Origin of the sequence: Streptomyces sp. NPDC059456, from assembly GCF_042750055.1 — a bacterium.
Lineage (GTDB): Bacteria > Actinomycetota > Actinomycetes > Streptomycetales > Streptomycetaceae > Streptomyces.
Genome location: NZ_JBHYVA010000065.1, coordinates 8,031 through 20,453, shown reverse-complemented (window position 1 = coordinate 20,453; position 12,423 = coordinate 8,031). Strand labels below are relative to the sequence as shown.

Annotated in this window: 8 protein-coding genes and 1 pseudogene; 8 read left to right on the top strand and 1 reads right to left on the bottom strand. The window is 71.3% G+C overall.

Going from position 1 to position 12,423, the window contains the following annotated elements:
* Positions 1 to 403 precede the first annotated feature (403 nt).
* From ACFXA3_RS09010 to ACFXA3_RS08975, 8 genes are all read left to right on the top strand, one after another.
* Entirely contained in the window at positions 404 to 1,630 is a 1,227-nt protein-coding gene (locus tag ACFXA3_RS09010; RefSeq protein WP_376008462.1) for a thiolase family protein, read from the top strand.
* Positions 1,627 to 3,756, top strand: a complete 2,130-nt coding sequence (locus ACFXA3_RS09005) for a 3-hydroxyacyl-CoA dehydrogenase NAD-binding domain-containing protein (RefSeq protein ID WP_385184013.1) — start codon at positions 1,627 to 1,629, stop codon at positions 3,754 to 3,756. The genes ACFXA3_RS09010 and ACFXA3_RS09005 overlap by 4 nt, the downstream gene beginning before the upstream one ends.
* Positions 3,757 to 3,863: 107 nt before the next feature.
* Positions 3,864 to 4,907 (top strand): signaling protein, encoded by a 1,044-nt coding sequence (locus tag ACFXA3_RS09000; protein WP_385184010.1) that lies wholly within the window; start codon positions 3,864 to 3,866, stop codon positions 4,905 to 4,907.
* 109 nt (positions 4,908 to 5,016) lie between these two features.
* A complete protein-coding gene (locus tag ACFXA3_RS08995; RefSeq protein WP_385184008.1) occupies positions 5,017 to 7,011 on the top strand; it encodes a hypothetical protein in 1,995 nt (664 codons plus the stop codon).
* A 97-nt stretch (positions 7,012 to 7,108) separates the two neighbouring features.
* Positions 7,109 to 8,614: an SDR family NAD(P)-dependent oxidoreductase gene (locus ACFXA3_RS08990; protein ID WP_385184005.1), complete on the top strand. Its 1,506-nt coding sequence runs from the start codon at positions 7,109 to 7,111 to the stop codon at positions 8,612 to 8,614.
* A gap of 2 nt (positions 8,615 to 8,616) precedes the next feature.
* A complete protein-coding gene (locus ACFXA3_RS08985) occupies positions 8,617 to 9,441 on the top strand; it encodes a hypothetical protein (protein ID WP_385184003.1) in 825 nt (274 codons plus the stop codon).
* Positions 9,438 to 10,244 carry an Ig-like domain-containing protein gene (locus ACFXA3_RS08980; RefSeq protein ID WP_385184000.1) on the top strand — a complete coding sequence of 269 codons (807 nt, stop codon included), beginning with the start codon at positions 9,438 to 9,440 and terminating at the stop codon, positions 10,242 to 10,244. Before ACFXA3_RS08985 ends, ACFXA3_RS08980 begins: the two co-directional genes overlap by 4 nt.
* 13 nt (positions 10,245 to 10,257) lie before the next feature.
* On the top strand, positions 10,258 to 11,859 hold the full coding sequence (locus ACFXA3_RS08975) for a glycosyltransferase family 2 protein (protein ID WP_385183998.1): 1,602 nt from the start codon (positions 10,258 to 10,260) through the stop codon (positions 11,857 to 11,859).
* Between the two features lie 31 nt (positions 11,860 to 11,890).
* On the opposite strand, the pseudogene ACFXA3_RS08970 reads toward ACFXA3_RS08975, so the two are convergent.
* Positions 11,891 to 12,423: pseudogene (locus ACFXA3_RS08970) on the bottom strand (hypothetical protein); the annotation flags it as partial.

The window sequence follows — 12,423 nt, the reverse complement described above, 5'->3', positions numbered from 1 at the left end:
CGCGGCGTCGCGTCGGCTGCCGCTGCCGCTGCCCGCGTGCGCGCCGTTGCGGGGGGGTGGGGGGGCGGGCGGCGGCGCGCCCCCCCCCCCCGACCGCCTCCGGCCCCGCCGGCGTGCGGGACGCCGGGCCCGGGGCGGAGTCCCGGAAGGCCGGGCGCGGCCCGGGGCGCCTGCACGCAGGCGCAGCACCCGGCCCCGGCACCGCGGGGTGCGTGCGGCCGACGGCGCGCGGCGGCGGGGGCGGAGCCACGGGCGGAGCGTGACGCGAGTGTGACGTTCGCCGCTCCTCCCGGAGGGGGTGTCCACTCCGGTTACCGGCAAGTAGCATGGCCGGGTGAGCGGGCGCTCAGCGATGGGCCGCCCCCGCGCAGCAGTGCACACCCGCACCTGGAGGAGAGCCAACGTGCCTCGTACCGTCAGGGACGTCGTCTTCGTCGACGGCGTCCGCACCCCGTTCGGCAAGGCGGGCCCGAAGGGCATCTACCACGAGACCCGCGCCGACGACCTCGTCGTGAAGGCGATCCGGGAGCTGCTGCGCCGCAACCCGGACCTGGACCCCAAGAAGATCGACGAGGTCGCCATCGCCGCGACCACGCAGATCGGTGACCAGGGTCTGACGCTGGGCCGCACCGCCGGCATCCTCGCGGGCCTGCCGCAGTCCGTCCCGGGCTACTCCATCGACCGCATGTGCGCCGGCGCGCTGACCGCCGTGACCGCCGTCGCGGGCGGTGTGGCCTTCGGTGCGTACGACGTCGCCCTCGCCGGCGGTGTCGAGCACATGGGCCGCCACCCCATGGGCGAGGGCGTCGACCCGAACCCGCGCTTCGTCTCCGAGAAGCTGGTCGACGAGTCCGCCCTGTTCATGGGCATGACCGCCGAGAACCTGCACGACCGGTACCCGACGATCACCAAGCTCCGCGCCGACGAGTACGCCGTGCGCTCGCAGGAGAAGGCCGCCAAGGCGTACGCCGACGGCAAGATCCAGCAGGACCTGGTCCCGATCTCGGTGCGCAACACCAACGAGGCGGCCGGTGAGACGGGCTGGGGCCTGGTCACCACCGACGAGCCGATGCGCCCGGGCACCACGCTGGAGAACCTGGCCGGCCTGAAGACCCCGTTCCGTACGCACGGCCGGGTCACCGCGGGCAACGCCGCCGGTCTCAACGACGGTGCCACCGCCGCGATCATCGCGTCCGAGGACTTCGCCCGCGAGAACAACCTCCCGGTCAAGATGCGCCTCGTCTCGTACTCCTTCGCGGGTGTCGAGCCGGAGGTCATGGGCTACGGCCCGATCCCGGCCACCGAGAAGGCCCTCGCCCAGGCCGGCCTGTCCATCGAGGACATAGGCCTGTTCGAGATCAACGAGGCGTTCGCCGTCCAGGTCCTCGCCTTCCTCGAGCACTACGGCATCGCCGACGACGACGCCCGCGTCAACCAGTACGGCGGCGCGATCGCGTTCGGCCACCCGCTGGCCTCCTCCGGCGTCCGTCTGATGACGCAGCTGGCCCGCCAGTTCGAGGAGCAGCCGCACGTCCGCTACGGCCTGACCACCATGTGCGTCGGCTTCGGCATGGGCGCCACGGTCATCTGGGAGAACCCGCACTTCAACGCCGAGGGAGACTCCAAGTGAGCACCACCGCCGAGCTCCTGAAGGGTGCGGCCGAGCTGTTCCCGGACGAGGTCGTCACGTCCGCGCACGTGCGTCACCTGGACCTGCCGTTCGGCGCCGGGCGCTTCGCGCTCATCACGCTGGACAACGGCTTCGACCACACCAAGCCGACCACCTTCGGCCCGCAGTCGCTGGCCAACCTGAACGCCGCGATCGACCAGGTCGAGCAGGAGGCCCTCGCGGGCTCCATCGTCGGCGCGGGCATCACCGGCAAGCCGTTCATCTTCGCGGTCGGCGCCGACCTCAAGGGTGTCGAGCTGCTCAAGCAGCACGACGAGGCGCTCGCCATCGGCAAGGGCGGCCACGACGTCTTCAAGCGCCTCTCGGCGCTGGCCGTCCCCACCTTCGCGTACTACAACGGCGCGGCGATGGGCGGCGGTGTCGAGGTCGGTCTGCACTGCAGCTACCGCACCGTCTCGAAGGCCATCCCGGCCTTCTCGCTGCCCGAGGTCTTCCTCGGCCTGGTTCCGGGCTGGGGCGGCTGCGCCATCCTCCCGAACCTGATCGGCGCGGAGCGCGCGGTCTCGGTGATCATCGAGAACTCGCTGAACCAGAACCGCCAGCTCAAGGGCAAGCAGGTCTTCGAGCTCGGCATCGCCGACGCGATCTTCGAGGGCGCCGACTTCCTGGAGCAGTCGCTCCTGTGGACCGCGCGGGTCCTCACCGGCGAGACCGAGGTCGTCCGCGCCGAGGTCGACCGCGGCGAGGCCTGGGACGCGGCCGTCGCCAAGGGCCGCTTCATCGCGGACTCCAAGGTGCACGGCGCCGCTCCGGCCGCCTACCGCGCGCTGGACATCATCGCCGCGGCCAAGGACGGCGACCTCCAGGCCGGCTTCGACGCCGAGGACAAGGCCCTGGCCGACCTCATCATGGGCGGCGAACTGCGCTCGGGCATCTACGCCTTCAACCTGGTCCAGAAGCGCGCCAAGCGCCCGGCCGGCGCCCCGGACAAGTCCCTGGCCCGTCCGGTCACCAAGGTCGGCGTCGTCGGTGCGGGCCTGATGGCCTCGCAGCTGGCGCTGCTGTTCCTGCGCCGCCTGGAGGTGCCGGTGGTCCTCACCGACATCGACCAGGAGCGCGTGGACAAGGGCGTGGGCTACGTCCACGCCGAGATCCAGAAGCTGCTCGGCAAGGGCCGCATCAACCAGGACAAGGCCAACCGCCTGACCGCCCTGGTCAGCGGTGTCCTGGACAAGGCCGAGGGCTTCGCGGACGCGGACTTCATCATCGAGGCCGTGTTCGAGGAGATGTCCGTCAAGCAGAAGGTGTTCGCGGAGGTCGAGGCGGTCGCCCCGGCGCACGCGATCCTCGCCACCAACACCTCCTCGCTGTCGGTGTCGGAGATGGCCTCCAAGCTCCGGCACCCGGAGCGCGTGGTCGGCTTCCACTTCTTCAACCCGGTCGCGATCCTCCCGCTGCTGGAGATCGTCCGCGGTGAGCAGACCGACGACGCCTCGCTGGCCACGGCCTTCGGCGTCGCCAAGAAGCTGAAGAAGACCGCGGTCCTCACCAAGGACGCCCCGGCGTTCGTCGTGAACCGCATCCTGACCCGCTTCATGGGCGAGATCCAGAACGTCATCGACGAGGGCACCCCGGTCGTCACGGCGGAGAAGGCCATCGAGCCGCTCGGCCTGCCGATGTCCCCGCTGGTGCTGCTGGAGCTCGTGGGCCCGGCGATCGGTCTGCACGTCTCCGAGACCCTGAACCGCGCCTTCCCGGAGCGCTTCACCGTCTCCCCGAACCTTGCTGCGGTCGTCAAGGCCGGCAAGCGCGGCTTCTACGTCTACGATTCCGGCAAGCCGGAGCTGGACCCCGAGGTCGCCGCCCTCCTGGTACAGGGCGACTCGGTCCTGACCGAGGAGCAGGTCCGCGACCGCGTCCTGGACGCGGTGGCGCAGGAGATCGGCCTGATGCTGGAGGAGGGTGTCGTGGCCGAGGCCCAGGACATCGACCTCTGCCTCATCACGGGCGCCGGCTGGCCCTTCCACCTGGGCGGCATCACGCCGTACCTGGACCGCGAAGGCGTCTCGGAGCGCGTGAACGGCAAGAAGTTCCTCGCCCCCGGCCTGGCGAGCATCCCGGCCTGAGGCTGAACGCACCGGACGCCCGTCCCCTTGCACGGGGGCGGGCGTCCGTCGTTCCGCGGCCGGACCCGGCGCCGGAGGCGCCCGTACGGGCTGGCAGAATACGGTCCATGGCGGATGGCAAGACACCTTTCAGCCGCCGGAGCCTGCTCTTCGCAGGTGGTGCGGCGGCCGCCGCCCTCACCACGGGCGGTCTCTCCTGGGCCCTGCGCGCCGGGACCGGCGAGCAGGACGCCGACGTACCGCCGCTGGCCGGCGAGTTCGACATGCGGACCGGTTCGCAACTGCTCGCCTCGACCCCGCTGTTCAATACGACGGGACCGCAGTCGTTCGCGTTCGACGACACGAACGGCCAGGTCTACACACTGCAGACCGTTCAGGACGGCATCCGGCTCGACGACGAGGAGGAGCCGGTCGACTCGGCGGACCGCAAGTCTTCCGGCGATATGTGCGTGACGCGGCTGAGCAGTTCGGGAAAAACCCTCGGGCATATGTATCTGCGCGGCTTCGGCCACGGAATTTCCTGTGGTGTCGAGCCGACGGGCCAGCGCACGTACATATGGGTGGAGGGCCGCGCCGAAGCGGAGCGCGGCTACGGACGCACCGTGGTCCGCGTGCCGTTCAAGGACGGATCGGTCCTCGACAGCGCCGACGACTCCGTCCACCATTTCGATCCGGTTCCCGGCTCCACGGACGTCTGCCCCGCGCTCGACCTGCCGGGCGAGCGGGTGCTGGTGAGTCACGAGGAGGAGGGCGTGCACCGGTTCTCGGTGTACGGGATGGCCGATTTCCTGGCGGGGCGCTTCGATGCCGCGCAGGTCATCAAGGCCGGGGTGCAGGTCAAGCAGGAGGAGTGGTTCCAGGGCTGCGCCCTGTACGGGGACCACGTCTACGTGCTGACCGGCGGCCCGTACACCGGCGACAAGGGCGACAATCCGCGGAAGTCCGGCGGAAATACTTACGTCTCCGCAATTGACGTGCGCACCGGCAAGGCACAGGGACGTCACCACGTGACGGTGGCCCGGGATCTGGTGTACCGGGAGCCCGAGGGAATCGCGATCTCCATGGCCGGCGGACGGCCGGCATTGGTCATCGGATTTTCGGTGAAGACGCAGGACCGGCGCGAGCTGGCGCTGTATCGCTTCACAGCCTGAGAACGTTGGCCGTGAGTTAACCCGGCGTTTTTCGGCCATCCATACGGCTGCTTATACTACTGCGACACTTCACAGCATCCTTATACCTCCACGGGGGAGGCACCGCACCATGGGCTCCAAGCGGCTGCGCGGCGCACTCGGCGTTCTGATCACCTCTGGGCTCATCCTCAGCTTCATCGGCATGCTGGTCGCCGTCGCGTTCGTCTCCCTCCCCCTGTTCGCCGGCTGTGCCGCGCTGAGCTACGTCGCCGACCTGATGCTCCACAACACCGAGTCGCCGACGCTCGAGAAGCTGCGCGACTCGCGCTTCGGCCTGACGATGCGCTTCCTCATCCGGCAGTTCCTGCTGCTGGGCCTGTGCGGGGCCATCGCCGACATCGAGTCGTTCGTGGCGCAGATGACCACCATCGGCCTGCTCCTGCTGTTCATCCTCCAGCTCGCGTACGGCGCGCTCCTCAAGCACGTCCGCAAGATGCGCAACGAGCTGCCGTTCACCACGCGCGGACTGGACCTGGAGGCGCTCGGCATCCGCCGCATGCCGCACCCGTTCCTGATGAACAAGCACGTCCGCAAGACGCTGCACCTGGACATCCCGCTGGTGGCCGGCGCGCTCGCCACCATCGCGACGGACGACTGGCGCTTCGTCACGTACGGCATGATCACCACGGTCTTCCTGGCCTACTTCTCCCTGCTGGTGCTGGTGCCCGACGCGCGCAACGCGCTCAAGCTGCCCACCACCGACGAGGCCATCGAGGAACTCAATTACCAGCTGGCCGAATACCGGCCCCAGGTCGCCCTCTACTTCACGTTCGCCGCCGTCTCCAAAGACTTCATGTACCAGGTCAACATGTGGCTGGAGTCGCTGGAGGCGCTGGAGCTGCGGCCCATCATCGTGCTCCGCGAGCGGGCCACCCTGCGCTACCTGGACGCGACCTCGGTCCCCGTCATCTGCATTCCGAAAGCGGACAATCTCGCACGTATCGAGATGAACGAACTCCGTGTCGCCCTTTACCCCGGCAACGCGGGCAAGAACGTGCACATGCTGCAGCGCGCCGAGGTCAAGCACGTCTTCATCGGCCACGGCGACAGCGACAAGCTCGCGAGCAGCAACCGGGTCAGCAAGGTCTTCGACGAGATCTGGGTGGCCGGCCGGGCCGGCCGCGACCGCTACGAGCGCATCAAGCACGCCGTGTCGCACCACCAGATCGTCGAGGTCGGCCGCCCCCAGCTGATGCCCCTGCACCGCTGGACCGGCAGGGTCGCGAACCCCGTTCCCACCGTCATCTACGCCCCCACCTGGGAGGGCTGGACCGACGACGCCTGCTACACCTCGGTCATCCCGGCCGGCGAGAAGCTGATCAAGGCGCTGCTCGACTACGACCGCGACATCCGGATCATCTACAAGCCGCACCCGCTGACCGGATCGCGCTCCGCCGAGGCCGGCGCCGCGCACCGCCGCGTCATCGCCCTCCTCGAAGAGGACAACGCCCGGCGCTTCGGCCGCAACCTCACCGACTCCAAGGCCGCCGCCAAGAAGCTCGCGCGGATCGACCAGCGCATCGCCGACCTCTCCGAGCGCGGCGTCCGTTCCAAGTACCCGGACCTCACCGAGGAGGAGCGGACCGCGCGCATCCGGCGCAGCCGCAACCAGGCGGGGTCCCTGTACTGGAACGCCGTCCCCGACGGCGCGCACCACGTGGTGACCGAGCGGATCCCGGCCCTGTACGACTGCTTCAACCAGTCCGACCTGCTCATCGGCGACATGTCCAGCGTCGTCTCCGACTTCGTCGCGACCCTGAAGCCGTACGCGATCTTCAACCTCGACGGCCTGCCCGACGACCAGTTCCGCAACGAGCAGCGCACGGCCTACGCCTCGTACCTGCTCGACGGCGACTGCAACGGTCTGGCGGAGGCCATCGAGGCGACGCTGAACCCGCGCGAGGACGTCATGGCGCCCTACCGCGAGCAGCTGAAGGAATACCTCCTGGGCGAGGAGTACCCGCCCAGCATCGTCCGCTTCAACGCGGCCGCCAACAACCTCTACCGGCGGGGGCTGCGCGACTTCCCCATCGAGTACCCGGAGCAGGTCCCCCACCCCGTGTAGCCGGACCTCCCCCGTGCTCGAGCCGCGCCGCCCGCTTCCCGTCCTCCTCCCCCGACCGCCGTGCCGCACCCTTACCCTCACTCAGGAAGAAGGAGCCTTGTCCTCCAGGCCCGTCCCCCACCGCACCGTCGCCGTCATACTCGCCGGGGGCACCGGCCAGCGCATCGGACTCGAGATACCGAAGCAGCTGCTCAAGATCGCCGGCAAGCCGATCCTGGAGCACACCCTCCACGTCTTCGAGAACGCCCCGGACGTCGACGAGGTGATCCTCCTGATGACGCCCGCGTACGTGGAGGACGCCCGCCGCATCGTGGAACGGGCGAAGCTGGGCAAGGTCACGCAGGTGCTGGCCGGCGGCTCGACCCGCAGCGAGACCACCCGGATCGCCATCGAGGCCGCGGCCGCCGGGCTCGGCGAGGGCGAGGACTGCAACCTCCTCTTCCACGACGCGGTCCGCCCGCTGCTCTCGCAGCGCGTGGTGCGCGAGTGCGTCGAGTCCCTGGAGCGCTACCAGGCCGTCGACGTCGCCATCCCTTCCTCCGACACCGTCATCGTGACCCGCACCCACGGCAACGACGGCGAGTTCATCACCGAGGTCCCGGACCGCTCGCGGCTGCGCCGCGGCCAGACCCCGCAGGGCTTCCACCTCTCCACGATCCGCGCCGCGTACGAGCGGGCCGCCGCCGACCCGTTCTTCCAGGCCACCGACGACTGCTCGGTCGTCGTCAAGTACCTGCCCCACGTCCCGGTGCACATCGTCACCGGCGACGACTACAACATGAAGGTCACCCAGCCCGTCGACGTCTTCATCGCCGACAAGCTGTTCCAGCTCGCCTCCCACGCCGCGCCCGCGCAGGCCGGCGAGGCCGCGTACCGCGAGCAGCTGGCCGGCAAGACGATGGTGGTCTTCGGCGGCTCGTACGGCATCGGCGCCGACATCTCCCGCATCGCCGAGGGCTTCGGCGCCCGCGTGTTCGCCCTGGGGCGCTCCACCACCGGCACGCACGTCGAGAACCTCGCCCACGTCGAGGAGGCCCTGGCCCACGCCTACGCCGAGACCGGCCGCATCGACTACGTCGTCAACACGGCGGGCGTGCTGCGCGTCGGCCGCCTCGACGAGGCCGACGACGACACGATCCGGGAGGCGCTGGAGGTCAACTACCTCGCCCCCGTCCACATCGCCCGGACCTCGTACAAGTACCTCAGCGAGACCCAGGGCCAGCTGCTGCTCTTCACCTCCAGCAGCTACACGCGCGGCCGCGCCGAGTACAGCCTGTACTCCTCGACCAAGGCCGCCATGGTCAACCTGACCCAGGCCCTCGCCGACGAGTGGGCCGAGGACGGCATCCGCGTCAACTGCGTGAACCCGGAGCGCACCGCCACCCCGATGCGCACCAAGGCGTTCGGCCAGGAGCCCTCGGCCTCGCTGCTCACGTCCGAGTCGGTCGCCCTGACCTCGCTGGACGTCCTGCTGTCCGAGATGACCGGGCACGTCATCGACGTGCGCAAGCAGGACCCGACCACGACGCCGGCGCAGCGCTCGGGCTTCGAGGCCGCGCTGGCGTCCGTCCTGATCGCGACCACGGAGGACCAGGGGGTCTAGGCGTGACGTACGCACCCGGAGCGCAGCAGCACGGCCGCCGTCCCAAGATCTTCGTGGCCGGCGGCTCCCAGGCCGCCGGCCGGCCCGATGACTGCCTGCCGACGGCGGGCTGGGCGCAGGGGCTGCCGCTCTTCCTCACGGACGCGGTCGAGGTCGTCGACTGCGCCCGCGTCCGCGCGAGCTCCAAGAGCTTCCGCGAGCGCGGGTGGCTCCAGTGGATCCTGGACCACCTGGAGCCCGGTGACCATCTGCTGATCACGTTCGACCAGGCGGACGGGAAGCCGGACCCGGCGCTGGGCACCGAGCCGTTCGCCGACTTCCAGGAGCACCTTGCGGCGTACGTGCACGGCGCGCGCGAACGGCAGGCCCATCCCGCCATCGTGCTGCCGTTCGAGCGTCGCCGTCTGGACGCGCACGGGAACCTCATCCGCTCCATGGGCGACCACCCGCTCGCCGCACGGCAGTTCGCCGACGACGAGTTCGTGCCCGTCGTCGACCTGTACGGCCAGAGCCGGCAGTGGTGGGAGGAGCTCGGCCCCGACGCGTCCAAGGGCGCCTTCGTCCACCTGCGCCGCGGTGAACCGCTGCTGGAGAAGGTCCAGGACGGCGACAATGCCCAGCTGCGCGCCGAGGGCGCCGTCGAGTGCGCCCGGTTCGTCGTCCGCAGCCTCGCCGAGCAGGGCGTCGTACCGGCCCGCTGGATCCGCGACCTCGACCGCCGCGGCTTCGCGTACGCGGAGCTGGGCTGGGCGGACGAGGCGGCGCACCACCACCGCACCACGTCCCGGGTGTCCGAACCCGCAGTACCCCAGGAGGCCCGCGCGTGAATCTCCTCTGCCAGGGCCGGGCCGTCGGCGCCGGCCCGTCCCAGGGCGTCGTGTACGCGGCCCTGTACACCTCGGCCGACCCGCGCCGGGGGGCGTCCCCGGGCGAGACGGTCCGGTTCGGCCTCTCGGTGGCCCCCGACGGCGGCGCCCCGCGCGGCTGCGCGTACCTGCCGGTCCAGCCGCTGGTCGAGGTAGGCGAGATCCTGGGCGTGGAGGGGCTGGAGTACTTCCCGCGCCAGCGCTGGTACCGGATCCGCGCCGACTCCGGGGAAACCGTCAACGGCGTCCTGCACCTGCGCGTGGGCGCCACCGCGGCGGCCCGCAGCATCCGCCCGCAGATCCTGGTGGGCGTCCCGGACGCATCGGGTCTCAAGCTGGTGCGGACGGGGCGGCTCGCCGCCGACCCGGTCCCGCTGCGCCCGCTCGCCCCCCGGGGCCTGCGGATCGCGACCGCCCCGGGCCGGCCGGGCACGGTGAACGTCCTGTCGGCGGCCCCGCCGGGCAGCACGGCGGTCTCGGTGACCCAGCCGCGCGCCGGGCACGCGCAGCTGTCGTACGACGGCAGCGTCACCTACACGCCCGCCGCGGGATTCACCGGCTACGACCGGTTCGAGTACATGGTGGCCACCGCGGCGGCAGGTCAGCAGACCTCCCACGTGAACGTCTTCGTGGGCTCGCTGGAGCACATCCCGGGTGCCTTCCCGCAGCAGCCCGCGGACGCCGCCGTGCGGCCCTGGCAGTGGCCCGAGCTCAGCGGGGAGATGCCGTGGCCCCGGCCCGACCAGACCGCGCGGAACCGATGAGGAACACAGGACCATGAACACCGCCGCCGTGCGCCCCACCGACGTCAAGGACGTGACCGTCGCGGTCCGCGTCTCCAACCAGGCCGCCGCGCTCGACGCGTGCCTGGCCTCCGTCTTCGTGCAGTCCATCGGCACGGACCGGCTGGAGGTCATCGGCGTCGACGACGGCTCGACCGACGAGAGCGGGTCCGTCCTGGCCCGCGCGGCCCACCAGTACCCCGCGTTCGTCCGCGTGGGGCAGGTCTCTCAGGGACTGAGCCCGGCCGCGGCCCGCAACTGGGCGCTGAGCCAGGTCCGCGGACGGTACGTCATCTTCCTGGAGGCGACGGACCGGCTGGCGCCGGACGCGCTGGAGCGGATGGTCGCGGCGGCCGACGCCAACGAGGCCGACGTCGTGCTGGGCAAGCTGGAGAGCTCCGGCCGCCACACGGTGGCGACGTCGATGTTCCGCAAGAACCAGGCGTACGCCGATCTCCACGCCTCTCGCGTGTACTGGTCGCTGACGCCGGACAAGCTGTTCCGCACCAGTCTGCTGCAGCGCCGCGGGCTGGCCTTCCCCACCGACATGGTGGTCGGTGACGACCAGGCGTTCACCGCCGGCGCCTTCATCGGGGCGGACAACGTCTCCGTGGTCGGGGACGCGACCTGCGTGGTCAAGGGCCCCTCCCCGGCCTCCCGCGCCACCCTGCCGGACCGGGTCGCCCTGGCCTCCCGGATGCTGGCGCTGGTCGCCGCGCAGCTGCCCGAGGGGCCTCGCCGGGACAAGCTCCAGTCCCGCCACCTGGAAGTGGAGCTCGGCAAGGCGACCGCGGCCGCGCTGCTGGCCGACACGGATCCGGCGGAGCGGGACCAGGCGCTGTGGGCCGCGGCCGAGGTGCTGCGCACCCAGGCCTCCCCGGGCGCGCTGGCGCTGCTGCCGCGCATGGTGGCCGTACGGTTCGCCCTGCTCGCGCAGGGGCGGTTCGCCGAGGCGCAGCGGATGGCCGCCTTCGAGGCGGACAAGGACCGGCCGGCCGTGCGCAAGACGGTGGAGAACGGGCGGGTGTACACGACGCTGCCCTTCTTCCGCGACCCGCAGGTGGGCCTCGCGGACGAACTGTTCGACATCACGGGCGACATGACGGTCACCCACCAGCTCCAGAAGGCGCGGTGGGAAGGACCGATGCTGGCGCTGGAGGGCTTCGCCTTCTACGAGCAGCTGTCGACGAAGGACCGCACCACGCGGGTGGTGCTGCGGGAGCGGACGAGCGGTGCGCAGGAGAGCTACGCGGTGACGGCCCGCCGGGACGACACTCTCACCAACGCCAAGGGCAAGCCGCGGGCGATGGGCCGGTTCTCGGCACGGGTCAACCTGGCGCAGACCGCCGGCGGCTGGCCGCTGCCGCCGGGCACCTGGGACGTGTACCTCTCGGTCGGGTTCGAGGGCGTGACGCAGGAGGTGCGGCTGGGGCCGAAGCGCTCCGGGGACCTGGACACGACCGCCCGGGTGCCGGTGCCGGTCGGTGCGGCGCCCGGTGCGCGGGGCATGGAGCTGGCCGCCGCGGCGTACTACACGGAGACGGGCGGGTTCAGCATCGAGGTGTTCCAGCGGACCCCGCTGCCGCGGCAGGCCTGACGCCCGGCGTCGGCGGCGGCCCGGGCCCGGCTCAGGCCGTTTCCCACGGGCCGAACACCAGCCCCTGCTGCGTGGTGTCCTGGCGGGTGCAGACCAGGGAGCCGTCCGCGTCGAACGCGGCGACGACGATCCGGCCCGAGTGGTCGACCGCCACCTGGGGTGCGTACGCGCCGCGGCCGCCGAGGGAGGCCCACCAGGTGCCGTAGCCCTCGTTCTCGGTGACGTAGGCGGTGACCTCGATGTCGCCCTCGGCGCCGGTCTGCGCGAGGACCGTGCAGTCGTAGCCGCCCAGGTCGGCCCGCGCGACGCCCGGGGCCCCGCGACCGCCCGCACCGCCGAGGCCCATCAGGCCGCCCTGGACGCCCTGCTGGCCGGCCCGCCAGGCGACGAGCGAACCGTCGCCGGGGTAGCGCCAGAAGTAGGTGACCCGGCGCGGGCCCGTCTCGCAGACTGCCGGAGTACCGGGGACGACCGCGGTGGGGATGCGGTGCGCGAGCGCGAAGCGGCCCTGGCCGATGCCCGCCCAGCGGTCGGCCCCCGCCCGGACCAGGCCGCGCATCTCCA